24 protein-coding genes and 1 pseudogene are annotated in these 25296 nt (G+C 58.6%); 20 read left to right on the top strand and 5 right to left on the bottom strand.

Features of this window, described 5'->3' with window-relative positions:
- Positions 1 to 245: 245 nt before the first annotated feature.
- The 4 genes and pseudogenes from I7X13_RS22060 to I7X13_RS19795 form a co-directional block, all read left to right on the top strand.
- A pseudogene (locus I7X13_RS22060) lies at positions 246 to 419 on the top strand (DUF2695 domain-containing protein); the annotation flags it as partial.
- Positions 420 to 555: 136 nt separating this feature from the next.
- Positions 556 to 1527 (top strand): polyprenyl synthetase family protein, encoded by a 972-nt coding sequence (locus I7X13_RS19805; RefSeq protein ID WP_198076797.1) that lies wholly within the window; start codon positions 556 to 558, stop codon positions 1525 to 1527.
- A 6-nt stretch (positions 1528 to 1533) separates the two neighbouring features.
- Positions 1534 to 2196, top strand: coding sequence for a rhomboid family intramembrane serine protease (locus tag I7X13_RS19800; protein WP_317191595.1), 663 nt, complete (start codon positions 1534 to 1536; stop codon positions 2194 to 2196).
- A 103-nt stretch (positions 2197 to 2299) separates the two neighbouring features.
- Positions 2300 to 2590: a PLDc N-terminal domain-containing protein gene (locus I7X13_RS19795; protein WP_198069574.1), complete on the top strand. Its 291-nt coding sequence runs from the start codon at positions 2300 to 2302 to the stop codon at positions 2588 to 2590.
- An 88-nt stretch (positions 2591 to 2678) separates the two neighbouring features.
- On the opposite strand, the gene I7X13_RS19790 is transcribed toward I7X13_RS19795, so the two are convergent.
- Entirely contained in the window at positions 2679 to 3299 is a 621-nt protein-coding gene (locus I7X13_RS19790; RefSeq protein WP_198076796.1) for a hypothetical protein, read from the bottom strand.
- Between the two features lie 132 nt (positions 3300 to 3431).
- On the opposite strand from I7X13_RS19790, the gene I7X13_RS19785 reads away from it, so the two are divergent.
- Positions 3432 to 4292: a glycerophosphodiester phosphodiesterase family protein gene (locus I7X13_RS19785; RefSeq protein WP_198076795.1), complete on the top strand. Its 861-nt coding sequence runs from the start codon at positions 3432 to 3434 to the stop codon at positions 4290 to 4292.
- A 247-nt stretch (positions 4293 to 4539) separates the two neighbouring features.
- Positions 4540 to 4926 carry a helix-turn-helix domain-containing protein gene (locus I7X13_RS19780; RefSeq protein ID WP_198076794.1) on the top strand — a complete coding sequence of 129 codons (387 nt, stop codon included), beginning with the start codon at positions 4540 to 4542 and terminating at the stop codon, positions 4924 to 4926.
- A 254-nt stretch (positions 4927 to 5180) separates the two neighbouring features.
- On the opposite strand, the gene I7X13_RS19775 is transcribed toward I7X13_RS19780, so the two are convergent.
- Complete coding sequence (locus tag I7X13_RS19775) at positions 5181 to 5492, bottom strand: DUF721 domain-containing protein (RefSeq protein ID WP_198069578.1); 312 nt, start codon at positions 5490 to 5492, stop codon at positions 5181 to 5183.
- A gap of 72 nt (positions 5493 to 5564) precedes the next feature.
- The gene (gene recF / locus I7X13_RS19770; RefSeq protein ID WP_198076793.1) at positions 5565 to 6680 is read right to left on the bottom strand and encodes a DNA replication/repair protein RecF; all 1116 of its coding nucleotides are present in this window, start codon (positions 6678 to 6680) and stop codon (positions 5565 to 5567) included.
- Positions 6681 to 6933: 253 nt separating this feature from the next.
- On the opposite strand from recF, the gene pdhA reads away from it, so the two are divergent.
- From pdhA to recJ, 12 genes are all read left to right on the top strand, one after another.
- The gene (gene pdhA, locus I7X13_RS19765; protein WP_198069710.1) at positions 6934 to 7935 is read left to right on the top strand and encodes a pyruvate dehydrogenase (acetyl-transferring) E1 component subunit alpha; all 1002 of its coding nucleotides are present in this window, start codon (positions 6934 to 6936) and stop codon (positions 7933 to 7935) included.
- Positions 7936 to 7993: 58 nt separating this feature from the next.
- Positions 7994 to 8770 (top strand): tetratricopeptide repeat protein, encoded by a 777-nt coding sequence (locus tag I7X13_RS19760; protein WP_198076792.1) that lies wholly within the window; start codon positions 7994 to 7996, stop codon positions 8768 to 8770.
- Positions 8771 to 8952: 182 nt separating this feature from the next.
- Entirely contained in the window at positions 8953 to 9429 is a 477-nt protein-coding gene (gene ribH, locus I7X13_RS19755; RefSeq protein WP_198069581.1) for a 6,7-dimethyl-8-ribityllumazine synthase, read from the top strand.
- Between the two features lie 188 nt (positions 9430 to 9617).
- Positions 9618 to 10001, top strand: a complete 384-nt coding sequence (locus I7X13_RS19750) for a TraR/DksA family transcriptional regulator (RefSeq protein WP_198069582.1) — start codon at positions 9618 to 9620, stop codon at positions 9999 to 10001.
- Between the two features lie 151 nt (positions 10002 to 10152).
- The gene (locus I7X13_RS19745) at positions 10153 to 12111 is read left to right on the top strand and encodes a pseudouridine synthase (protein ID WP_198076791.1); all 1959 of its coding nucleotides are present in this window, start codon (positions 10153 to 10155) and stop codon (positions 12109 to 12111) included.
- A 95-nt stretch (positions 12112 to 12206) separates the two neighbouring features.
- Positions 12207 to 12947, top strand: a complete 741-nt coding sequence (locus I7X13_RS19740) for a type III pantothenate kinase (protein ID WP_198069584.1) — start codon at positions 12207 to 12209, stop codon at positions 12945 to 12947.
- On the top strand, positions 12934 to 14265 hold the full coding sequence (locus tag I7X13_RS19735) for a porin family protein (protein ID WP_198076790.1): 1332 nt from the start codon (positions 12934 to 12936) through the stop codon (positions 14263 to 14265). The genes I7X13_RS19740 and I7X13_RS19735 overlap by 14 nt, the downstream gene beginning before the upstream one ends.
- A 27-nt stretch (positions 14266 to 14292) precedes the next feature.
- Positions 14293 to 14871 (top strand): LPS export ABC transporter periplasmic protein LptC, encoded by a 579-nt coding sequence (gene lptC / locus I7X13_RS19730; RefSeq protein ID WP_317191594.1) that lies wholly within the window; start codon positions 14293 to 14295, stop codon positions 14869 to 14871.
- 11 nt (positions 14872 to 14882) lie between these two features.
- The gene (locus I7X13_RS19725) at positions 14883 to 15146 is read left to right on the top strand and encodes a hypothetical protein (RefSeq protein WP_198069587.1); all 264 of its coding nucleotides are present in this window, start codon (positions 14883 to 14885) and stop codon (positions 15144 to 15146) included.
- Between the two features lie 164 nt (positions 15147 to 15310).
- Complete coding sequence (locus I7X13_RS19720; protein ID WP_198069588.1) at positions 15311 to 17437, top strand: SurA N-terminal domain-containing protein; 2127 nt, start codon at positions 15311 to 15313, stop codon at positions 17435 to 17437.
- 231 nt (positions 17438 to 17668) lie between these two features.
- A complete protein-coding gene (locus I7X13_RS19715; RefSeq protein WP_233454863.1) occupies positions 17669 to 19456 on the top strand; it encodes a tetratricopeptide repeat protein in 1788 nt (595 codons plus the stop codon).
- A 290-nt stretch (positions 19457 to 19746) separates the two neighbouring features.
- Positions 19747 to 21486 (top strand): single-stranded-DNA-specific exonuclease RecJ, encoded by a 1740-nt coding sequence (gene recJ, locus I7X13_RS19710; protein ID WP_198076788.1) that lies wholly within the window; start codon positions 19747 to 19749, stop codon positions 21484 to 21486.
- 52 nt (positions 21487 to 21538) lie between these two features.
- Here recJ and I7X13_RS19705 read toward each other — a convergent pair whose 3' ends face one another.
- Positions 21539 to 21922, bottom strand: a complete 384-nt coding sequence (locus I7X13_RS19705; RefSeq protein WP_198076787.1) for a DoxX family protein — start codon at positions 21920 to 21922, stop codon at positions 21539 to 21541.
- Positions 21923 to 22097: 175 nt separating this feature from the next.
- Here I7X13_RS19705 and I7X13_RS19700 point away from each other — a divergent pair, with 175 nt between their 5' ends.
- Both I7X13_RS19700 and I7X13_RS19695 read left to right on the top strand, forming a co-directional pair.
- Positions 22098 to 23258: an acyl-CoA dehydrogenase gene (locus tag I7X13_RS19700; protein ID WP_198069592.1), complete on the top strand. Its 1161-nt coding sequence runs from the start codon at positions 22098 to 22100 to the stop codon at positions 23256 to 23258.
- Positions 23259 to 23416: 158 nt separating this feature from the next.
- A complete protein-coding gene (locus tag I7X13_RS19695; protein WP_198069593.1) occupies positions 23417 to 24343 on the top strand; it encodes a helix-turn-helix domain-containing protein in 927 nt (308 codons plus the stop codon).
- A gap of 85 nt (positions 24344 to 24428) precedes the next feature.
- Here I7X13_RS19695 and I7X13_RS19690 read toward each other — a convergent pair whose 3' ends face one another.
- The gene (locus tag I7X13_RS19690) at positions 24429 to 25256 is read right to left on the bottom strand and encodes a hypothetical protein (RefSeq protein WP_198076786.1); all 828 of its coding nucleotides are present in this window, start codon (positions 25254 to 25256) and stop codon (positions 24429 to 24431) included.
- Positions 25257 to 25296: the final 40 nt, after the last annotated feature.

The raw sequence follows: 25296 nt of genomic DNA, 5'->3' as shown, positions 1-25296 counted from the left end.
TCGGAGCGACCAACCTTGGGGCGTGACAAGCCCTCTTTCCAACCAGTCACAAGCTCCGGCTCAATTTAGAGCCGGGGCTTTTTGCATAGCTTTATCACGAACCCATTCCCCTTTCAATCATGCCGTCCCAAGAAGAAAAGCAACGTCGCAAGGCCATTCAAAACGAGCTAACCCGAAAGGCCAATGCTGAGAAACTGGAGGCGCTTCCGATGCCTAAGGAGAAGCTTTAAGCCTTTTTCGATTATCTCGACCAGCAGTTGACGGAGCATGGTTGCGACGACACATTGCGTTTTACCCAGCAATTTGCGGCAGACAATAACCTCGTATTTGAACCTATTAAGCAATGGCTAGGTGACTTCGGCAGCTATTGCGACTGTGAAGCTTTGGCGAACGTGGAGGAGAAATACGAGGGCTCATAGAACAGTCGTAAGCTGGGCGTTTACTGCATCAGCGCCGCCTCGGCTCCCCTCTCCTGGGGAGAGGGGCCGGGGGTGAGGTTCCGCCCGTCCGCGCCGTTGGAACCGGCAGCGCCCAGCCCCGTTCTTTGCACCACCTATGACCCCAGCCGACTTCCCCGCCAGCATCACTGCCGCCCTCGCCCATCTCGACTACGGCCAGGCCCCCGATACCCTCTACGCCCCCATCCGCTACATCATGGGCCTGGGCGGCAAACGCATCCGGCCGCTGCTCACGTTGCTCGGCGCTCACCTCTTCACCGATGACCTCAACGGCATCATCAAGCCCGCCCTGGCCACCGAAGTCTTTCACAACTTCACCCTGCTCCACGACGACCTGATGGACCAAGCTCCCCTGCGCCGCGGCCAGGCTACCGTGCACGAAAAGTGGAATCCCAACGTGGCCATCCTTTCCGGCGACGTGATGCTGGTGCGCGCCTACGAGCTGTTCCTGGACGTGCCGCCTGCGCTACTCCCGCGTATCCTCGCCCGCTTCAGCCAGACGGCCGCCGAGGTCTGCGAAGGCCAGCAGTGGGACATGAATTTTGAGACTGAACCGCAGGTCAGCATCGCTCAGTACCTGGACATGATTCGCCTAAAAACGGCCGTGCTCCTCGGCTTCTGCCTGGAATTGGGGGCCCGCCTCGCCGGCACCTCGGAGGAAGATGCCGAGCATCTCCGCCAGTTCGGCATTGACATCGGCCTGGCCTTCCAGCTGCGCGACGACCTGCTCGATGTGTACGGCGACGCCGCCACCTTCGGCAAGCGCGTAGGGGGTGATATCATCTCCGATAAAAAGACCTTCCTCCTGCTCTCCGCCCAGGTACAGGCCAGTCCCGCCCAACAGGCTATCCTGGCCCAACACATCGGTCAGCCCGTGCTTGATGCCGACGCCAAAGTGCAGGCGGTTCGCGCCATCTACGACGAGCTCGAAATTCGCTCTCAGACGGAAGCTCTTATCAACTCTTACTTCCAAGATGCTCTGCAGCATTTGGAGCGTGTAGCGGCGCCAAACGAGCGCAAACAGCCCCTGCATCACCTCGCGCTCCAACTTATGGACCGCGAAAATTAATCCTCCGTGTTCAATCCTATCTTGATTCTCGTCGGCCTCACGGTCCTCGTTTCCGCCTACGCCTGGTCCAACCACGACCTCATGGAGTCTTGGATACTCCGGCCTTACCGTGTGGCCCGCGACAATAGCCAGTGGTACCGCTTCCTCACCTCAGGCTTTCTACACGCCGACTGGGGCCACCTGCTCTTCAACATGATTGCCTTCTACTCCTTCGGGCAGCTGGTGCTGGCCGTGCTGGTCAACGGCACCGGCGCGCCTGGCCTCGATGGCTTTGGGGCTATGGGCGGCATCTGGCGCTTTCTGCTGCTCTACCTGGGCGGCATCGTGGTATCCGATATTCCTACCTATTTCCGCCACCGCGACGACCGCAACTACGGCAGCCTCGGGGCCTCGGGCGGCGTGGCCTCCGTGCTGTTCGCCGGCGTCATCTACTCGCCCCTGAATAAAATCTATATGATGTTCATCCCGGTGGGCATCCCCGGTTTCATCTTCGGCTTTCTCTACTTACTCTATTCCTACTACCAGGGCCGCCGCCGGGGCGATAACATCAACCACGATGCCCACTTCTACGGCGCCATCTATGGGGTCGTGCTCACCTTAATTTTCATGCCGGCCGCTGGCATTGAATTTGTGCGTCAAATCAGCCGGTTTATCGGTTTAAATATTTGATTTTCAGATGATTATTATTAATAAAGCCGGATTTTTATATCTTATTTGAAATTCATTGCGTAAGGGAAGCTCAGACACATTCTTTCACCTTGTTTCCCCTGTCATGCGTACCCTTCGTCATTACACTTCCCGCCTGCCGCTCGCGGCCCTTCTCCTGCCGCTGATGCTGCTGGCCACCTCGTGCAGCCGCTTCAACAACGATGGCAGCCTGGCCACATGGGGCTACGTTCTGCTTGCCCTCGACATCATTGCCTTGCTCGACGTTTTCCGTCAGCCTTGGACCATTGGTAAGAAGCTGTTGTGGGCTGTTATCATTTTCATTTTCCCCTTGGGTGGCCTTATCATTTATTACCTCTTCGCCGGCCGTGGCAAGTCAAACACCGGCATCGTTTAAGCATTACCAACGCTTTAAAAACGAAAACGCCCCGACCATCCGGCCGGGGCGTTTTCGTTTTTAAAGCGTTGTGAAAGCGCTGGCTAAACTAATTCAGCAGCCGCTTTTTCTCCAGCCGGGCAACTCCGCGTAGCAGTTCCCCGCTGTTCGTAATCTGGGTCAACTGCCAATGGTCGCCTTGGCGGCGCATCTTCACTTCCACCACCATCGTGGTGTCGTACTTGGGCTGGGTCACCTCCAGGCCTACGAACGCATTGTCGCCCTCCTCCCGGGTGTACTTGATGCCTTTAAACTCACTTTCCGGGCTCACAATCTTGTTGGCCAATCCCGTGAGCGAAATGTTTACCATACGCTTTGGAGCCGCTGCTGCTGCGGCTTCCAGCGAACCCGTTTCTACATAGCGCTGCACTTCCTGGTGTGCAGCCTTGGCCAGGGCGGGCTTCAGCAGCCGCATGGCTCCGCCCATCATCAGGCTGCCGCCAGGCAGCAGCGAAGTCAGGGCCGAGCTCTGCTGCGCCACATCATCCACTAGGTGGGCAGTCACGCTATTCACATCGACGTATTTCTCAAACATCGCCATGTCGTGCGTCTGCACTGCGGCGGCGGCCGAAACCAGCGCGCCACTCGGGCCTTGCTTCAGGCTTCGGTAGTAATAGTACCCGCCGGCTGCGAGGGCTAGCAACACAACAAGTAGCAGTAGTTTTTTCATGAAATCATAAAAGGTTAGGATGAGCTGTAAAATTACCTCAAACCATGTAGCAAACACCGCACTTCATTAGCGGCCCGCTTAGTCCATGCTACGCCGCACACTTTACTTATCCCTCATTCACATACCCACTCCATGTCTGTTTCCTCTCAAACCTCACTTCCGGAGCTTCACGGCCATCGCGGCTGTCGTGGCCTGCGCCCTGAGAATACCTTGCCAGCCTTTCTGCACGCCCTCGCCCTCGGCGTCGATGTGCTCGAGATGGACGTGGTTATTTCTGCCGACCATCAGGTTGTCGTTTCACATGAACCTTGGCTCAATCCGGCTATTTGCCTCGACCCTGAAGGCAGAATTATCGAAAATAGCCCCTTTCCGCGCTTCAATCTTTACCAGATGCCCTACGCTACTATTCGCCGCTGCGACTGCGGCCTGCGGCATCATCATGTCTTTCCTGAGCAAGTTTCTGAGCGGGCCTACAAGCCGCTATTGCGGGAAGTGTTGGCCGCCATTGAGGCCATAGTCCGTCCTTCCGGCCGCCCACAAATTCGCTACGCCATCGAAATAAAAAGCAGCCCGGCCGGGGACAATATTTTTCATCCCGCTCCCGAATTTTTCCTGCCCTTGGTCCTGGCAGAAATTGATGAGGCACAAGTTTCAGCCCGCACCACCGTGCTCTGCTTCGACCCACGGGTTCTTCGCCTCGTCCATCTTCAACAGCCCGACCTCGCCACCTGCCTGCTCCTTGAAGCCAACCAACCTTGGCTTGCCAGTATACAGGAGCTAGGCTTTATACCCACCACGTTGGGCCCCGACTTTACTACTGTTACAGCCGCACCAGTGCATCAGTTGCGGACCCTATACCCAAACCTACGGCTTGTACCATGGACCGTAAACCACCAGTGCGACATGGCAGCCTTAATCGCACTCGGCGTTGACGGCATCACAACTGACTACCCAAACCGATTTCTAGATTTAGTTCAGCTACGGCCTATTTAAGGGTGGTTTTTATGCTAGGCCGGTGACAGCTGAGTAAACTTTCCAGTGTATCAACATACATGTAATTTGTGTTACAATAGTGATTTGTAAAGTGTAAATACAATCAATATTGTACGCAATTTGTAATGGTGTAACAGTTTTGATGGAGTTACGTAACATTGATATAGGTGTAATTAATGTTCAATTGCATTTGTTTAATCGGGTTACATTAAACATATTTGCATCAGCGTTACGCAACATCATTTCTATGCCACACCAGGGCGAAATCCTTCAGGAAGCTATTAAAAACAGCGGTATTTCCATCACTCGCATAGTCGACGAGCTAGGTATTACACGTCCGACAATTTACCGTAAATTCAAAGATGAGACAGTCGATTACAGCTTTGTAAAAAGAATAGGAGAAATAATTAATCATGATTTTTCCGACGAAATTACAAGTGTACAACAATCTGTATTGCCGTTTGTAACAACTGTTCAAAAAAACCCGATTGTAAACTCTGTTACACCGCGTGTAACGCAAACACTTAATACCGACGCTGACCTGTCTAAACAGTTATTAGCACTCCAGACTAAGTACATAGCTCTTCTCGAAGCATACAATGAACTCCTGTTAAGGGTGTATGGCCCGAAGTGACAAAAACGTTCCACGTGAAACATTTTTGTTCTGTTAATGGGTGCAGTAGTCGAGCCAGGGTGATTCTGGAAGCGTAAAAGCAGCGGAGGATAGTCACCAACAGAGGCTCAATCACCAATTCTATTCTGCGGTAAAGATGGGCCTTACAACAACCGATAGTTGACTTGCCAAGAGTTGCAAAATGGCATCGGTTTGCCCCAGATAATGGGTTGGTCTATCGGCCAAAAAATAGGGGCCTACCAGAGCCGAAACGATTATAGGAAGATGACTTCCGTTACCACCGTCTCCCCAACTTCTGCATTGATAAGTTCGGCCACGCGGGTCTTTGCCATGAGTAGCTCATGCTTGAGCGGAGCGGAACTGAGACGCACGAATAGTCGACCCTTATTCACGTAAACTTCCTGGGTTTTCAAAGCGACAGCTTTGCCCATCACCCGCTCCCAACTCGATACCACGGTTACCTCGTTGAGCTTGCCCTGCAGGCGGTAAGCCCGAACAAGCGCTTCGAGGCCTTCCTTGAGTGGAATGATATCGCCGGAGCGGGAAGGAGCAGAGGGTTTTTTCACGCGACTTTAAGGCAAGTTCAACTAGCGACAGCAAGCCAGTTGCAAAGTCACAAAGGTACTGCTGAGCGGAGCCTAAACGGGTGCCACAGTACCATTCTGCACCCGAAATCGGATGATGGGAACCGCTACCCGAGCCAAGGCCTGGTCGGTGCGCTCCAGATTAGTATCGGTAAGAAAAACCTGACCGAAGGTCTCGTCGGCGACCAACTCCAGCAGGCGGGCAATGCGCTTATCGTCTAGTCGGTCGAAAATGTCGTCGAGCAGCAGTAGGGGCTTCTTCTGTTGCTTGGCTGCCAACAACTCAAACTGGGCTAGCTTAAGAGCGATGGCGAACGACTTCTGCTGGCCCTGCGAGGCGTGGCTCTTCACCGGCTGGTCATTCATCAGAAAGACAAAGTCGTCGCGGTGGGAGCCCACGGTGCTGCGTTGCATCATGAAGTCCTTGCGCTCATTGAGGCGCAATAATTGGGCAAATTCGGCCCCGGCCAACTGGCTCTTGTAGGTAAGCAATACTTGTTCCCGGCCGTCGGCGAGCTGCTCGTAGTGCCGCTGAAAGATGGGCAGGTAGTCGATAAGAAAGGCTTCACGTAGCGCAGTAAGCTGCTGCCCCAACGGCGCAAGTTGCTCATCAATGGCTAGTAAGTATTCGCGGTCAAAACCATGGGCGTTGCTATGCCCGCCTTGCTTAAGCACGGCGTTGCGTTGGCGCAGTAAGGAATTATAGGAGATGAGGTGCTCCAGAAACTCATGGTCGAGCTGCGCCATGAGGCTGTCGAAATACTTGCGCCGCTCTTCGCTGCCCTGGCGAATCAGGTCGGTGTCGTAAGGGGAGATGAGCACGGCGGGGTAGCGGCCAATGTGGTCGGCCATGCGCTCATAGGCCTGCTTATCGTGCGTGACAGTCTTTTTCTGGCCCTGCCGGAGGCTTACCTGGATAGTTTCTTTCTCAGTAATATTATTTGAAGAAAAAATACCCTTAACTACAAAGAAATCAGCGTCTTGCTTGATGCAAAGAGCGTCTGAAGCAGTAATGGCACTTTTGGTCAGAGACAAGTAGTGAATCGCATCCAGCAAGTTGGTTTTGCCGCTCCCATTATCACCGATGAAGCAATTGAGGCCGGGCGATAAACGAAGCGCGGCGTCGTCGTAATTTTTAAAAAAAAGAAGCTGGAGGGAGTCAAGAGTCATAAGGTGCGGATTTGCCAGCAGTTTTACGTAATTTCGCCCTCCCAACGCGAATTATTCTTTCCTTAACAGTGCTATGGCGGATACGAAAGTAAAAGCTGCTTCTAAAAAACCGACGGCCCCGAAGGCTACCAATGGTTCAGCCGCCAAAGCTGCCAAAGGAAAGAGCAACGGTGTGACCACCGTGGCCCAGCCCGACCCCGTTATGCCTGGAACCGATAAGCCCACAGCGGCGGCATCAGGTTCTGCTACGACGATGCCTGCCTCCACGGCTACGTTCCCCAAGGAAACGTACCTGCAGTGGTACGAGCAAATGCAGCTCATGCGCAAGTTTGAGGACAAGGCCGGGCAGCTCTACGGTCAGCAGAAAATCAAAGGTTTTTGCCACCTCTACATTGGCCAGGAGGCTTGTGTAGCCGGGCAGGTATCGGCGCTGGAAAAAGGCGATAAGTACATCACGGCTTACCGCGACCACGCCCATCCGCTGGCGCTGGGCACCTCGCCCAATGCCGTGATGGCCGAGCTGTTTGCCAAAGCTACTGGCTGCTCAAAAGGCAAAGGCGGCTCGATGCACATCTTCGATAAGGAAGTTGGTTTCATGGGCGGCCACGGCATCGTGGGCGGCCAGGTGCCAATGGGTGCGGGCATTGCCTTCGCCGAGAAGTATAACAAGACAGGCAAGCTTTGCATCTGCTCGATGGGCGACGGCGCGGTGCGTCAGGGCGCACTGCACGAGGCCTTCAACATGGCCATGTTGTGGAAGCTGCCGGTCATCTTCGTGATTGAGAACAACGGCTACGCCATGGGCACGTCGGTGGCTCGTACTTCCAACGTGACGGACCTCTACAAAATTGGCCTGAGCTACGACATGCCCTCCGAGCCCGTGAACGGCATGCGCGTGGAAGACGTGCACGAGGCCGTGGCCCGCGCCGCCGAGCGCGCCCGCGCCGGCGAAGGCCCCACGCTGCTCGAGTTCAAAACCTACCGCTACAAAGGCCACTCGATGAGCGACCCGGCCAAGTACCGCACCAAAGAGGAGCTGGAGGACTACCGCCACCGCGATGCCATTGAGGGCGTGCGGCACACCATCCTGACGAACAACTTCGCCACCGAAGCTGACCTCGAAGCCATTGACGAGCGCATCAAAGCGGCTGTTCAGGCTTCGGTTGAGTTTGCCGAAAACTCGCCTTACCCCACGCCCGATGAGCTGTACAAGGACGTGTACGTGCAGGCCGATTATCCCTACATCCACGACTAATTAACCGGGCCCCGGGCCCCCGGCCTGCTTGCGGGCCGCCGTAGCAATACCCTTTGTAATGTCGAAGATTCCGTACACTGGCAAGAGCCAGCAGGCCCGCCAGGGGCAAGCTAACCAGCAGACCAACGTGCCCGCCGACCCGCTGGCCCCGGCCGAAGAATTTGTGCCGTCTGAAAACCCATTGCTGGAAGACCCGGACGCCCTGGCTGCCCGCCTGGCCGAGTCCGAGGATTTCGTGCGCAACAACCGCAGTCTGCTGCTGGGTATTCTGGCCGTGGTGGTGCTGGCCGTGGTAGGTGGCTTTGGTTACTACACCTGGCGCAACCAACAGGACTCGAAGGCGCAGGCCAGCATGTTCCGTGCCGTGAACAACTGGGAAGCTGATTCGCTCAACAAAGCCATCAAAGGCGACGGCAAGGCGCCCGGCCTGACCACCGTAGCCAATGAATACGGCAACACCAAGGCTGGCAACCTCGCCAACTTCTACGCTGGCGTGGCTTCGCTGAAGAAGGGCGACTACAAAGCGGCGCTCGATTACCTGGAAGATTTCAGCTCCGACGACTACCTGGTGCAGAGCCGTGCCTACTCGCTGATGGGCGACGCGCAGCTGGAGCTGAACAAACCGAAGGAAGCCGCCGACCTCTACGCCAAAGCCGCCGAGCACAATGCCAATGAGTTCTTCTCGCCCGGTTACTTGCTGAAAGAAGGCATGGCCCGCGAGCTGGCCAAGGACGACGAAGGCGCGGTGAAAGCCTACGACCGCATCATCACCGATTACCCCACGGCCCAGGAAGTGGCAGAAGCTCGCCAGTACAAAGCCAAACTGGAAAAATAAGCCTGGTGAGCTGCCAATTCAGGCAGGCATGCCAACATTCGATTGCGCTTTCTCATCTTTGAGGAAGCGCAATTTTTTTACTTTAATCAGGAGAAAAGCAAACCATCGCGCCCGTTACGGCTTACTGGCACGGCGGCGAAAGGCCTCTATACAAATTTCTCTTCCGATACGAAAACCGCGACATGGCAACTTCCCTACAAAACTTGAGCGAATACGACGCTTCAACTTTCATTGACATCAGCAACAAGCGGTTTGGCCTGGTAGTAGCCGACTGGAACCGCGAGATAACCGATGTGCTCAGCGCCGGGGCCTACGATACCCTGATAAAGCACGGGGCCGTAGCCGATAACATTTACCGCAACACCGTGCCCGGTAGCTTTGAGCTGACGCTGGGGGCCCAGTTTCTGGCCCAACACGAGGAGATTGATGCCGTCATCTGCCTGGGTGTGGTAATTCAGGGCGAAACCAAGCACGACGACTACATCTGCCACGCCGTGGCGCAGGGTATCACCCAAGTAGGGTTGAAGTTCAATAAGCCCGTTATTTTTGGGTTGGTGACGACTAACACGCTGGAACAGGCTTGGGACCGGGCCGGCGGAAAGCACGGCAATAAGGGCGTAGAAGCAGCTGTAGCAGCCATCCAAATGCTGGGCTTTTAGCATTTGGAGGAAAAGCGCCCCGAAAGAGCTAACTTTGCACCCGCAAAATCAAGCCTGCAAAGGCTTGTAATGGTGGGAATAGCACCCCGTCCGGGGCTGCCAAACTTTTTAGCAGCTCCCGGCGTTGCGCCACTACCACCGCTTCACCATTCCTTAACTTCCCCTAGCAGGCCTTTTTTCTCATTGTAATGAACGACGACAACATTCGCTATTCGCGGGAGGACTTGAATGAGTTCGACCAGATTATCCAGGAAAAACTGACGGCGGCCCGCAAGGAGTTGTCGTTCATTAAAGAAACCCTGAATCGCAGCAACGACTCGGGCACCGACACGACGGCTTCGTCGGCCAAAGTATTGGAGGATGGTGCCGAGACCGCCGAGAAAGAGAGCATGAACCAGTTGGCCTCGCGCCAGATGAAGTTCATCCAGCAGCTCGAAAACGCGCAGGTTCGCATCAAAAACGGTACTTATGGCGTGTGCATCGGCACGGGCAAACTCATCCCCAAGGAGCGCCTGCGCGCCGTGCCGCACACCCAGCATTCCATTGAAGCCAAAATGGCCCGGCGCGACTAAGCAGCCGCTTTTTTGGTAGTCGGCATTAAGTGGCCGGCAGTCAGAATTTTATTTGGGTTGCTGTTGTTGACCCGCTTCTGACCGCCGGCTACTTGATGCCGACCTTTTTTTAACCTGTACCGTAGCGATACGGCACGCAACTTTTCTCCCCATGGGCAAGAAACATTTTTCAGAAGATAGGGCGGACCGTCGAGGCGGCCGCAATGCCGGCGGTCCCGGTGGCTTTGGTGGCAATAGCGCCGGCCGCAGCGAGCGGCCAGGCAGCAGCCGGGGCGGTGAGCGCGGCAGCGACCGAGGCAATTTTGGTGGCAACGGCCGTCCTGCTTCGAATGGCGCATTCGGTCGTCCTGCTACTGGTGGCGCGTTTGGCCGTCCATCGGGCGGCGCTTTTGGTGGAGGAAAGAAATTTGATGGTGCCGAGAAGCGCCCTTATAGCGGCGGCCAGCGCGAGAGCGGCTTTGGCGGTGGCAACAAGAGCTTTGGTGGTAAGAGCTTCGGCAATGACCGTCCTTTTGAGCGTCGCGACGAGCGGCCCAGCTTTGGCAAGGAGCAGCGCAGCGGCACCAGCTACGGCCGCACCGCTACGCCCCGCCCCGAGCGCGGCAGCTTCGGCGGTGAGCGTGACCGCGACGACCGCGGCGCTAGCACCGATTCCCGTCCCATCCGGCCGTATCAGCCCAAGGAAAACTGGGCCGGCCAGCCCTACCGCCGCGACGGCGAAAAGGCGGTGCCTCGGGGCCTGCCCGGTGAGCGCAACCGCAAATTTCAAAAGACCAACCCCTACGCCACGGACGCTGATAGCAGCCCACGCGGCGGTAGCAGCTTTGGCCGCAGCACGCCGCGCGAGCCCGAGAACTTCGACCGCAGCGACGAACGTGGCCCGAACCGGCCCATTCGGGCGGCTCGGCCGTTTGAAGCCAACCCGCCGCAGCCTCGTGAGGAGCGTGGCGAGCGCCCGGAGCGCCGCAGCTTTGGTGCCGAGCGCAACGAGGCTGGCGATGCCGATTACCGCGCCGACCAGGCCGCATTTGGCCGTAAATTCACGCCCGGCGCGTTTGGTCGCCGCGATGGGGCACCCGGCACGCCCCGCAGCACCGGCGAGCGCCCCGGCGGCTACGAAAAGCGCAGCACCGAACGCTGGACGCCGGCTCCCGGCAGCTTTGCCGAGCGCCGCGAAGCCCTGAAAGCGCAGGAGCGTAGCGTACGTCGCTCGGGCACAGCCTACGGCTCCGGGGTGGAGAAGGCCCGCCCGGCCCGCCCTGTGGTGCAGGAAAACCGCGCCGACAAGCCCCGCTTCGGCGAGCGCCCCGGCGAGGCACCCGACTACAAAAACCTGAAGCACTACGAAGCTGATAAAACCCGTGGCAACAAGCGCCGCCGCGAGGAGGACGATTTTGGCGTGGATGAGACGCGCCTGAACCGCTACATCGCCAACGCAGGTATTTGCTCGCGCCGCGAGGCCGATGCGCTGATTGCGGCCGGCGAAATCCGGGTAAACGGCGAAGTGGTGACCGAAATGGGCTACAAAGTGCAGCCCGAAGACACCGTGCAGTACGGCAAAACCAACCTCAACCGCGAGAAGTCGGTGTACGTGCTGCTGAACAAGCCCAAGGATTTCATCACCACCACAGAAGACCCGGAGGGCCGCCGCACGGTAATGGACCTGGTGGCCAGCGCCTCGAAGGAGCGCATCTTTCCGGTGGGCCGCCTCGACCGCAACACCACCGGCCTGCTGCTCTTCACCAACGACGGCGAAGTGGCCCAGAAGCTCTCGCACCCGTCGCACAAGAACAAAAAAATCTACCAGGTAGAGCTCAGCCGGCCGCTGGCTGAAGACGACCTGCGCAAGATTTCGGAAGGCCTGGAATTGGAGGATGGTAAAGCCATTGTCGACGACGTGGCTGTAGTGGCGGGCAACGCGCACTTCGTGGGCATCGAAATCCACATTGGTCGCAACCGCATCGTACGCCGCATTTTTGAGCACCTCGGCTACGAGGTAGTGGCTCTGGACCGTGTGCAGTACGCGGGCCTTACCAAGAAGGACCTGCCGCGCGGCAAATGGCGCTTCCTGAGCGAGCAGGAGGTGATTCGTCTGAAATACTTCCTGTAAGAAAAAATGAGGAATGAAAAATGAGGAATGAAGAATTGTCCGTCTGGGCAGCCTTCAATTCCTCATTTATCATTCCTCATTATTCATTCTAGAGAATGCGGACTCTGGTTCTGGACATTGGCAACACGGCCGTGAAGGCCGGCTGCTTCGATGGCCCGCTGCTGCGCGAAATGGCGGCTGGCCTCACGCCGGCCTCGGTGCGGGAACTGGTGCGGCGCTGGCAGCCCTTGCATGTCATCGTTGCCTCGGTGGCGGAAGCGGCGGTGTTGGCCGTGGAAGAACTGCAGGATTTGGTGCCGGGTCAGGTGCTGGGTTTTAGCCCCGGCACCACGCCCGTGCCGCTGCGCAATGCCTACGCCACGCCCCACACGCTGGGGGCCGACCGGCTGGCGGCGGCCGTGGGCGCGGCCGGCCTGCGCCCGGGCCAGGATACCCTCATCATCGACGCGGGCACGGCGCTGAAGTTTGACCTCGTGACGGCCGACGGCGCCTACCACGGCGGCAGCATAGCGCCGGGCCTGGCCATGCGGCTGCGGGCGCTGCACACCTTCACGGGGCGGCTACCGCTGCTGGAGTTGCCTGCTCCCGATGCAACGATTCCGCTGGTGGGAGACTCCACTACCGGGAGCCTGCTGAGCGGCGTAGTGAACGGCACGGTAGCCGAAATCAACGGCTTAGTGGCTCAGTACCAAATGCAATACCCCGGCATTGGGGTATTGCTGACCGGGGGCGATGCCGCGTTTCTGGCAGCCCGGCTCCCGCCTCGTATCTTTGTAGTTCCCGAGCTGGTGCTGCTTGGTCTTAATCGGATTCTAGTTTATCATGTTGACAAATAAAGAGATGAAGCGTTTGGTGCTGGTAAGCCTGGCGGTAGCGGCGGCCGGCGGCGCGCAGGCGCAGGGCCTCGGCAACTCGCCGTACTCACGCATCGGGCTGGGCGAATACAACGCCAACACCGGCGGCGTGCGCCAGATGGGCATGGGCGGCGTTGGCCTGGCCGCGCCCAACGCTATCAACGTGAATGAGTTGAACCCGGCAATGCTTTATTACACGGGCCGGACCACGTTTGAGGCCGGCTACAACGGGCAATACAAAACGGTGAAAAACGCCAGCGCTTCCAGACGCACCGGCAACGGCACACTAGGCTACTTTGCCATGTCGGTGCCGCTGAGCTCGAAATGGGGCGCGGCCGTGGGCCTGAAGCCACTCAGCGCGGTCGACTACGAGTCGAACATCGTGAAGGACGTAACCAATACGCCCACCGGGCAGCCGGCGCAGTCGCTCACGCAGCTGAAAGGCACGGGCGGTGTTTCGGAAGCCTATTTTGGACAGGGTGTGCGTATCACAAAAGCCTTCACGCTGGGCTTCACAGCCTCGTATGTGTTTGGCGTGGTAGATGAAACTACGGGCACCACCGTGGTGGTGACCAACGGCACCAACACGCTGGAAAAGGCCGTGGACCGCCAGCACACCCGCTACTCAGACTTCGCTTTCCGGGCCGGTGCGCATTACCGCCAAAAGCTCGGTAAGAACCTCAACATGAACCTGGGCGGCGTGTATAGCTTCGCTCATAATCTTAAAGGGCAACAAACCAACACCCAAGAGCGCGAAGACACCAACGGCACCCTGGTGGGAACGTCCACGGTGGTGACCGACGGCCGGGGCAGCACGTTTGTGCCGGCGCTGGCGCAGGTTGGCATCAGCTTCGACAATGACAAGAACTATAGCCTGAACCTGGATGTGGCGCAGCAGCAATGGTCGCAGTTCCGGAGCTTCAACTCCACCGGGCCGGCGCTGAGCAACACCATGCGTTTCGGCCTCGGAGGAGAAATTACCCCGGACCCGGGTTCGGTGGAGCATTACTTTCAGCGGGTAGCCTACCGGGCCGGCATTTCGCTGGCGCAGCTGCCGTACCAGCCGGGCGGCAAAATGCTGTATGACCGGTCGGTAAGCTGGGGCTTTGGCTTTCCGCTGCCCACGGCCACGCCGCTGGAGGCTACTACCATCAGCTTGGCCTTCACCTATGGCGTGCGCGGCAACACGGAGTTGGTGGGCGCGACCACGGGCAGCAGCAACGTGCAGGAAAACTACATCCGCGGCCAGCTGGGCATCACGCTCAACAACCGCTGGTTTATCAAGCGTCGCCTGCAATAAGGCCGGAATTACCTAACCGATATTCAAGTGAGAGCATCGTGGCGCGCGGCAGGAGTGGGGGCAATGCTGGCCGCACTGGCCCTGGCTGCCTGCGAAAAAAAAGCCGCCACCGGCCCCATGGAGGTCTACACCGGCCCGCTGATGGAAACTACCAACGTGCTGACGCTGGTGAGCGACTCGGCCAAGCTGAAGTTTCAGCTGACGGCCCCGCTGGAGCAGCAGTTTGAGAACGGCGACATCATTTACCCCAAGGGCATGGTGGTCACGTTTTACTCGGCCGATGGCAAGAAGAACGTTATCAACACGCTGAAAGCGAATTACGGCAAGTCGGACAAGGCCAAAAACCTCTACATCATGCGCGGCAAGGTGCACGTTATGAACGTGCCCGAGCAGCAGAACATGGACACCGAGGAGCTGTTTTTTGACAAGACCAAACAGCTGATTTATACCGATTCGGCCATGTTTGTGAAGGTGACCACGCCCACCGAGTACCTGACGGGCTACGGGCTGAAAGCCAACCAGAATTTCTCGCGGTATCAGATTACCCGGCCCACCGGCGTGTTTGCCGCGCCGCAGGCCGTGGCCGCACCTCAGCCGGCCCGTTAAAACACAATCCCATGAAATTTGACAAAGACTTGCTGCGCACCGTGCTCTTCGCCGTGGGCGTGGCAGCCATGGTTATTGGCATTTACCAGACGCTGCTCTTCAACGACCTGATGCGCAACTACTGGATTTTCATGGTGGCCATGGCCTGCTGGATGCCGCTACTCTACTGGCGGCAGCAGGAGCGGCTGGAGGCAAAAATTGCTGAGCAAAAAGCCAAACTGGCCCAGCAGGCTCGCGCCAAAACCCCAGCCAAATCGACCAAAAAACGCCGCTAGGCCAGCACTGGGCCGAAACGCCGCTGTAGCAATCCGGGCGATGCAATCGGTTGGGGTGGGCTGGGTGAGGACTTTAAAAACGGTAAAACTTTGATTGCCGGTCAAATTCTGGTTATTTTGCGCCTCTTTTGACCAACACAGAGTTCGATTCTTTTGACAAGTAAATGGCTTTAATTAACACGATACGGGAAAAATCTGGCTGGGCGGTGGGTACCGTAGCCGTCGGGATGCTGCTCTTCATTGTGGGCGGCGACCTGGTGGGCGGCAAAAACCGCCTCTTCAACCGCAACGACCAAACCGTGGGCGAAGTGGCGGGCGAGAAAGTAGAGCTGGCCGATTACAACAACGCCCTGGAGCAGGCCAAGCAGGCATTTGTGGCCCAGCAGCAGCGCCAGCCCGACGAGCAAGCCCTTGGCTACCTGCGCGACCAGGCCTGGAACCAGACCATTTACCGCATGGCTTTTAAGCCGGAATGGGATAAGCTGGGCCTGGCCGTGAGCGACGACGAGCTGGTGGACATGGTGCAGGGCGATAACATCAGCCCCGGCATCAAGCAGGCCTTTACTGACCAGAAAACCGGCCAGTTCGACAAAGCCCGCCTGATTGAATACCTGAAAAACCTCGACAAGCTGCCCCCCGAAAACCAGGCCGCCTGGCATAATTTCGAAGCCAACCTGCCTGCTGAGCGCCTCGCCAACAAGTACAACGCCCTGCTGAAAAACTCGGTGTACGTAACCACGGCCGAAGCCAAGCGCTTCGACGCGGCCCAGAACACCAAGGAAACGGTGAAGTACCTGTTCGTGCCCTACGGCAGCATCTCCGACTCGGCCGTGAAAGTGACCGACGAGCAGCTGCAGGCTTACCTCGACAAGAACAAAGGCAAATACAAAGTAGAAGACGGCCGTTCGGTGGAGTACATCACCGTGCCGGTGGTGGCTTCGAAAGAGGACAGCGCCGCCGTGAAAAACTCGATGGCCGAACTGACTACGCAGTTTGCTTCGGCCCCGGTCGACTCGCTGTTTGTGATGCAAAACTCGGAGCAGCCTTACAACAAGGCCTTCCGCAGCCCCGCCGATTTGCCTGAACAACTTCGTAAGCAGCTGCCGCTGGAGCAGGGTAAAATCTACGGCCCGTACGCCGAGAACGGCACGTACTCGCTGTACAAAGTGACGGGTACGGGTGTGGGCAAAGAGCCCGCCGCGCGCGCCAGCCACATCCTCATCAAGGCCGAGGGCACCACGCCCGAAGCCAAAGCCGCCGCGAAAGCCAAGGCACAGGACATTCTGAACAAAATCAAGGGCGGTGCCGATTTCGCGGCCATGGCCCGCCAGTTCGGCACCGACGGCACCAAGGAGCAGGGCGGCGACCTCGGCTGGTTCGGTAAGGGCCGCATGGTACCGGAGTTCGAAAAAGCCATTTTTGGCGCTACGGCCCCCGGCCTGTTGCCCAACGTGGTGGAAACTTCGTTCGGCTACCACATCATCAAAATCACGGCTGCGCCCACCAAGCAGACCTATCAGGTTGCTGAAGTGAAGAAGACCATCGCCCCGAGCGATGCCACCCGCGAAGCTGCTTATGCCAAGGCTCAGGAACTGAAAGGGCAGGCTACGGACCTCGCCAGCTTCCGCGCCCTGACCACCAAAGACAAGACCCTGCAGAAACAGGAAGCCAAAAACCTGGACCGCGGTGCCCGCAGCGTGAACAACCTGCAGAACGCCCGCGAGCTGGTGCGCTGGGCCTTCGGCTTTAGCCCGAACGGCACCGAAACCAAGGTGGGCGACATCTCGGAAGTGTACGAAATGGGTGACCAATACGTCATTGCCGCCCTCACCGACGAGCGCGCCAAAGGCACCGCTACCGTGGCCAACCTGAAGCCCGAGCTGTCGGCCATGGTGCGCAACGAAGAGAAAGCCAAGCAAATCATTGCCAAACTGCCCAAGACCGGCAGCCTGGAAGAAATGGCCACCAAATACGGCCCCACCGCCCAGGTAGGCACCGCCGAGAACGTGATTTTGGGGCAGGGCAACATTGCCAACATCGGCTTCGAACCGCTGGCCGTGGGCAAAGCCTACGCGCTGAAGCCCGGCCAGAAATCGGCTCCGATTCAGGGCGAGCAAGGTGTGCTGGTGATTGAGCCCGTGAGCGTAGCCACGCCGCAGGTGGCCAATACCAACCTGAAAGCCGTGCAGCAACAGCTGGCCCAGCAGCGCGCCCAGCAGCAGGATGGCAAGATTTACGAGGCCGTGAAGGCCCACGCCAACGTGAAAGACAACCGCACCAAGTTTTTCTAGGACGTCAATTCGCGAGTTTGAAAAGGGCCGTACCTTCGGGGGCGGCCCTTTTTCGTTTGTTGAGAGAAGGGTTTTCGGAACCGGGCCAGTCTTCTGATATTGAACGATGCGCCCGAAGTTCTGCGTTTTGAGGCGGGCAACCGGTGGCGTCTCGCGCCCGACTATTGCTTCGTGAATCGACTACTGAAATCTATGCGTTCGCCTTCCTTCCTTTTTGCTGCTGCTTTACTCTTGAGCCTACCTGCGCACGCGCAGCCATCCAAGGGCTGGGCGCCCGTGAGCAATACGACGCTGGCGCAGGATTACGCCAGCCGGGGCGAGCACGAGAAAGTGGTTTTTTTGTTTGAAAAGCTGCCTGTAGAAGAGCAAACCAGCCTGACGACCTTTCCGGTCTACATCGCGTCGTTGCAGGCCTTGAAGCGGAATAAAGACGCCGAGAAACTGACTAAGAAAGCCATTAAGCTGCGGCCCGAGGATGCCACGCTGGGCGTGACATTAGGCGGCGTGTATCAGGCGGCCGGGGACAAGCCAGCAGCTGAGAAGCAGTGGCAAAAGGTGCTGGCCCAGCTCACGCCCGCGCAGGTGCAGCCGGTGGCGGTCGAATTCAGCCGCCGCGAGCTGCCCGAGTGGACCGAGCGCACTTACCTCCGCGGCCGTGCCCTGGCCAAAAACGACACCGAGTACGCCCCGCAGCTCATCCAGCTTTACACGCAAACCCAGGACCAGCCCAAAGTGCTGGCCGAAACCCTTCGCCTGATAGCCCAGGACGACAAGCAGTTGCCCTACGTGCGCAACATGCTACAAAATGCCCTGCACGAAGAAAAAGACTTCGACGCATTGGAAAAGCAGTTGATTACCGCTACCCAGGAGCACCCCGACCAGGCGGCCTACAGCGAGCTCCTGCTGTGGCTGCAGATGCAGCGGCACGATTTCGGTGGCGCACTGATGCAGGCCCGTGCCCTGGACCGCCGCAGCCGCAGCGAGGGCGTGCGGGTGATGGAGTTGGCATCCATTGCGCAGCAAAACAAGGACTACGAAACGGCCATCGAAGGCTTTAGCTACGTGGCAAAGGAGTATCGCAACGGTCCGTACTACACCGGAGCACGCCAGCACCTGCTGCAGGCCCGCGAGGCCCAGGTGCGCGAAACCTACCCGGTGGATGTGACCAAGGTGCGCGCCCTGGTGACGGAATACGACCAACTGCTGGCCGAGCTGGGCCGCACGCCCGATACCGCTCCCGTTATTCGCAACCTGGCCAACCTCTACGCTTTTCAGCTGAACGACCGGGCCAAGGCCATGACCTTGCTCCAAGAAGTCATCGATATGCCCCGGGCCAGCGATGAGGTGGTGGACGAGGCCAAGGTTACGCAGGGCGACTTGTACATCCTGAAAGGCGAGCCTTGGGAGGCCACGCTGCTCTACTCGCAGGTAGAAAAATCGCATAAAGACTCGCCGCTGGGCTACGAGGCCAAGCTGCGCAACGCACGCCTGAGCTATTACGCCGGAGATTTCAAGCTGGCCCAGAGCCACCTCGACATCCTGAAAGAAGCCACCACCCGCGAAATTGCCAACGACGCCATGCAGCTCTCGCTGCTGATTCAGGACAATACCGTGGAGGACACGCTGGGCCTGGGCCTGAAAGCCTACGCCGCCGTGGAGCAGCTGGTGTTTCAGAACAAGATTCCCGAAGCCATCAAAGGGCTGGATGCGCTGCTGGAGCGCTTCCCCGGCCACTCGCTGGCCGATGATACTTACTACCTGAAAGCGCAGCTCCAGCGCCGCACCGGTGATTTCCCTGGGGCTATTGCCACCCTCGAACGCATTACCGCCAACCCCAAAACCGACGTGCTGAGCGACGACGCGCTGTTTCTGCTGGCCCGTATTCAGGAGGAGGATGTAAAGGACAGAGGGAAAGCGCAGGAGCTCTACAACCAGGTGATTACAAAATTCCCCGGCAGCATTTACGTGGCCGAAGCCCGCAAGCGCTTCCGCAAGCTGCGGGGTGATGGTGTGCAGTAGGCTTTAGGGCAGGAGGGTGTGGGGGTAAGAGGGTAGGAGGCAGGAAAGCTGCATTCTTGACCCTAGCCCTGACACCCGTTTACCCTAAAAACACGAACATCAGCGCCAGTACCAGGATGAATACCCCGTACATCAGCACATCGGTGCCGATGTACTGGCGGTATTGGCGGTAGAAATCTCGGAGCTTTTTCATGGCGCGCGGGGGTGGCAAAACGTGGGGCAAAGGTAGGGCCTTCGGCGTGGGGGAGGGGTTTGGTCGTACTTTTGGACCCATTTTGACGAAGTATCCAATGTCCGTATCCGCTGGTAAGCGCTGGAATTATATCCCCGAACCCGACCCTGCCCAGGTCCATAGCCTCACCCAGGCCCTATTCATTGCCCCCGAGATAGCCGCCCTTTTGGTGCAGCGCAGCATTGCCACGCCCGAAGCCGCTGCCTCGTTTTTCCACCCCGACCTGCGCCAGCTACCCAACCCGCTGCTGATGCGCGACATGGACCGCGCCGTGGCTCGCCTGGCCCACGCCCTGCAAGCCGGTGAGAAAGTACTGGTGCTGGGTGATTACGACGTGGACGGCATCACCTCGGTGGCCACGGTAATCAGCTACCTCACGCCGCTGTTCGGGGCCGAGCGCCTGCGCGACTACATCCCCGACCGCTACACGGAGGGCTACGGCATTTCCCAAAAAGCCATTGACACGGCTGCCGACCAGGGTTTTGCCCTCATCATTGCGCTCGATTGCGGCATCAAAGCCGTAGAGCAAGTGACCTACGCCAGCAGCCAGGGCATCGATTTTATCATCTGCGACCACCACCTGCCCGGCGAAGAATTGCCGGCTGCCGTGGCCGTGCTCGACCCCAAGCGGGCCGATTGCGAGTACCCTTACAAAGAGCTTTCGGGCTGCGGCGTGGGCTTCAAGCTGATGCAGGCCCTGGGCGAACACCTCGGCCTGCCCAAGGAGCCGCTGCACGACTTGCTGGATTTGGTGACGGTGAGCATTGCCGCCGACATTGTGCCCATCACCGGCGAAAACCGCATTTTGGCCTCCTACGGCCTGCGGCGTTTCAACGAAGATGCCCATTTGCTGCGTCCCGGCCTGGCCGCCCTGCGCGAACTGGCCACGCTGCGCGAAGGTCCATTGGGCATCAGCAGCCTGATATTTGGCTTTGCGCCGCGCATCAACGCGGCCGGACGCATGGGCGACGCCCGCCGCGCCGTGGCCATGCTGCTGGCCCCCGACCAGCAGGAGGCCCGCTACACCGCCGAAGTAGTGGACCAGATGAACCAACAGCGTCGCGGCTCGGACCAGCACACCACCCAGGAGGCGCTGGACATGATTGCCGGCGACCCCGTGCTGCAAAATGCCCGCGCCACCGTGCTCTACAAGGCCGACTGGCACCAGGGCGTGCTCGGCATCGTGGCCTCGCGCTGTCTCGACCAGTATTACCGGCCCACCGTCATTCTCACGCAGCGCGATGGCAAGGCTACGGGCTCGGCTCGTTCTGTAGCGGGGTTCGATGTGCACGAGGCGCTGGAGGCCTGCTCGGCGCTGCTCGACCAGTTTGGCGGGCACCGCGCCGCCGCTGGCCTCACGCTGAAGGTGGAAAACGTACCGGCTTTTCAGCGTCGGTTCGAGGAAGTGGTGGCCGGCACGCTCACCACCGAGCACTTGGTGCGGCCCGTGGAAATAGCCGCCGTGCTGCCCCTGGGCCGCATCACCGAAGAATTCTTCGGAGAATTGCGGCGCATGGAGCCTTTCGGTCCCGGCAACCCCAACCCAGTGTTTGCCTCGCAACGGCTGATTGCCGTGCCGCACAGCGCCCGGGTGGTGGGGCAAGGCCACCTCAAGCTCCGCCTGGCCTCGGCCGATGCCCAGGGGCCGGCCGTGGACGCCATTGGCTTCGGCCTGGCCGACTACCTGCCCGAGATTGAGCAGGGCCGCCCCTTCAGCGCCTGCTACACGGTGGAATTGAACGAGTACCGCGGCCAGCGCAGCGTGCAGCTGCGCCTGCTGGACGTGCGCTGGGAGTAAGCTCAGGGCAGGAGGGTGCGATGGTAGGAGGGCATGAGTTCACTAGAATAATTCATGCCCTCTTACCCCCGTACCCTCCTGCCCCAGAAACCCGCCACACCCACCACAGCAGCGGCAGTTGCAGCGGCAGCCGGCCCCACGCTACCCAGACGGGAATGTGCAGACGCTCATGAATGAGTGCCATGTACACGTTGGCCGGAAACACAGCTATCAGCAGCGCCAGCAAGCCCCAGCCGGCCAACCGCCGCGTGCGCGTCGGCAATAGCCCCAGCCCGCCCATTATTTCGAAAATACCGCTCGCGTACACCAGCGCCAGCGGGGCCGGTAGCATGGGCGGCATAATGGCCAGGTAAGTGGCAGGATGCACAAAATGCCAGCTGCCGGCCAACACAAATAGCAAAGCCAGCGCGTAGCGGCTGAGGAGGCGGAGGGTCATATCCGGGTAAAAGTCGGGCAAAAACTTCGGGCCGCTCAAGGCAGTTGTTTTGGTGCCCAAAGCCAGTTTTATTGGCTAACGGCTGTTCGGGGAGCTGGCTACTACCATTCATCTTGCCCGTCGTGCCCTGAGGGCGTACTTTTGCGCCATTAAATCAATTATTCCCACCCCGCCCATGCAAACCGCCACATCTTCTAATATTTACCAACTCAGCGAAGAGCAGCTGGCCGTGCGCGACGCTGCCCGCGACTTCGCCCAGAGCGAGCTGTGGGCTGGTGTCATCGAGCGCGACGAGCACCAGAAATTTCCCGCCGAGCAAATCAAAAAGATGGCCGAGCTCGGCTTCATGGGCATGATGGTGAGCCCCGAGTACGGCGGCTCCGGCCTCGATACCGTGAGCTACGTGCTGGCCATGGAGGAAATCAGCAAAGTTGATGCTTCATGCTCGGTGGTGATGAGCGTGAACAACTCGCTGGTGTGCTGGGGCCTGGAAAAGTACGGCACCGAAGAGCAGAAGCAGAAATACCTGCCCCGCCTGTGCTCAGGCGAAATCATCGGCGCCTTCGCCCTAAGCGAGCCCGAAGCCGGCTCCGACGCCACCAGCCAGCGCACCACCGCCGAAGACAAAGGCGACCACTACCTGCTGAACGGCACCAAAAACTGGATTACCAACGGCACCACGGCCTCGGTTTACCTAGTTATCGCCCAAACCCACCCCGAGCTGAAGTCACGCGGCATCAACGTCCTCATCGTTGACAAGGACATGCCCGGCTTTATTCAGGGCCCGAAAGAGAACAAGCTCGGCATCCGCGGCTCCGACACCTGCTCGCTGATGTTCACCGATGTGAAGGTGCCCAAAGAAAACCGCATCGGCGACGACGGCTTCGGCTTCAAGTTCGCCATGCAGGTATTGGCTGGTGGCCGTATTGGCATTGCGGCGCAGGCACTCGGTATTGCCTCTGGCTCTCTGGAGCTTAGCCTGAAATATGCCAAGGAGCGCAAGGCCTTCGGTGTGCCGATTGCGCAGCACCAAGCTATTCAGTTCAAGCTGGCCGACATGGCCACGAACGTGGATGCTGCCCGCCTGCTCTGCCTGCAGGCCGCCGCCGACAAGGACAACCATGCCGACTACGGCAAGTCGGGCGCGATGGCCAAGCTCTTCGCTTCCAAAGTGGCCATGGATTCGGCCGTAGAAGCCGTACAGATTCATGGCGGCTACGGCTTTGTGAAGGAGTACCACGTTGAGCGCTTCATGCGCGACGCCAAGATTACCCAGATTTACGAAGGCACTTCGGAAATTCAGAAAATTGTGATTTCGCGGGATATTCTCAAGTAAGCCGGGAATTGCCTAAAATTCAGATTCATTGCACAAAACCCAGCCACTATTTGGCTGGGTTTTTAGTTTTTGTGAATTTCAAGCTGTTATATTGCATTGCGGTAGCCACCCAGTTACCTCCTCCGCACCCCTCAACGGCCTTCCGGGCCACCTGAATTATGGAAGATTACAATAAAGTCATCGAGTCGTTGGGCGTCCGCTACATCAAGGCCAAAAACCTGGTGTTGCACCAGCCCTTCACCGTGCGCAACTCTTACGATGTCGGCAACAACCTGATTCTCTTGCACAAGGGCCACATCACGTTTGGCGAAGAGGCCATGGTGGTGGAAGAAGGCGAAATGCTCTTCATTCCCGGCGGCCGGCCCACCCGTGTGAGCTACGGCGAAGACACCAAGAACCGCGTCATTACCAACGACGACCTCATCTCGAACAAGGACAAGTTCTTCCATTCCAACGACAACCTCGACCTCATCGGCGACGCCGACGAAAGCCACAGCTTTGTGAGCTTCGAGGCCAAGGTGTTTGATTCAGTTAACTTCTTCGCCTCGCTCGACGTGCCGGCCTTCCTCATCTCGGGGCAGCCTAAGCTCGCCAACCTGGTGATTAAGGTGGTGGAAGAGAGCATGCAGGACCTGCCCGGCCGCGAGCGCCTCATCAACATCTACACCGAGAACATCGTAGTGGAAGTGGTGCGCTACGTGCTGCGCAACAACATGTTTGTGGAGCAACTGGCCACCAACAGCACCTACTTCAAAGACCCGCGCCTGATTGACCTGTTCAACTACATCAAGGAAAATCTGGGCGGCGATTTGTCGAACAAAGTGTTGAGCGGCGTGGCCAACGTGAGCGAGGACTACGTGGGCCAGTATTTCAAGATGCTGACCAACATCAACCCGCAGGACTACATCGAATACCAGCGCATGGAGCGCGCCGTGTTCCTGCTGCGCACTACCAAGAAAAGCATCCGCGACATCGGCAAGGAAGTGGGCTACAAAGACACCGCCTATTTCTGCCGCCGCTTCAAGATGATGTTCGGTATCCCGGCCGGCAAAATGCGTCGCCGCGAGTCGGCCATGAACATCTAAAACACGCTTTCGCCTTTGGGGCGATAGAAAGCAAAAAGCCCCGCTTCGATGAGAAGCGGGGCTTTTTGCTTACAAAAGCACGATGCTATTCGATGCTACGGAAACCGTCATCCTTAGAATGGGAGCGGTGCTCAGAAGCCTGCGAGCCATGGTCGGTAAACGACGAGGCGCTGGGGCTGCTTTCGCTACGGCCGCTGCCCGAATGGATGCCGGTGTTGCCGGATGATTTAGAAGCACTGCTATCGCTGCCGTAGCTACCGCTGCTGCCGTAGCGGCTGCCGCTGTTGGCGTAGAGAGCGCCGCTATCGGAACGGCCGGTGGTGCCGGCGGCTGGGCGGCGGCTGGTGGTTGCATCGGGGGCCTGATAGCCGTAGCTGCGGCGGCCGTAGCTGCCAGCATCGCGCTGGCGACCATAGTTATACGGGCTGTTTTCGCTGCTGCCCGACTTGCTCTTGCGGGTAGCCAGCCAGGCAATGCCGCCGGCCAGAATGGCGCCGCCCACTACTTTCTGGGTCGTGCTGAGTCCGTTCACACGGTCGAGGGCGCGGTTGCCGAGGTCCTTGAGCGACTGGGGCAACTGATTTACGCTGTCGAGCATGCCCGAATCTTCAATCCATTTTTTGCCGCTGTTCAGGGCCGTGTCGAGCAGGGTGCCTTCTTGGGCATTTGTTTGCTGGCCTTCGCCCTGGCGGCTGTCGCCGGCGTTGGCCGTGGTCTGGTTTTGGGCGTCGGGAGTCTGGGAGGAGCTTTGGGCGCTGGGCGTGGGGGCCGATTTGCGCGAAGCGGCAGAAGCGCCGCTGGAAGTGCTAGAGGCACCCGGCGTGGTGGGGTTCTGGCCGGTGCGGCCGGTATTGCCGGTATTGCCGGTATTAGCTTGGTTCGGGGTCCCGAACTGGTCTTGTTGGTTATCCATGAGTATGAGCGGGAATTGGGTGGTGGAAAGAATAAGAAAA

It is taken from the genome of Hymenobacter negativus (genome assembly GCF_016056375.1).
Lineage (GTDB): Bacteria > Bacteroidota > Bacteroidia > Cytophagales > Hymenobacteraceae > Hymenobacter > Hymenobacter negativus_A.
This window is presented reverse-complemented; position numbering and strand designations above follow the sequence as displayed.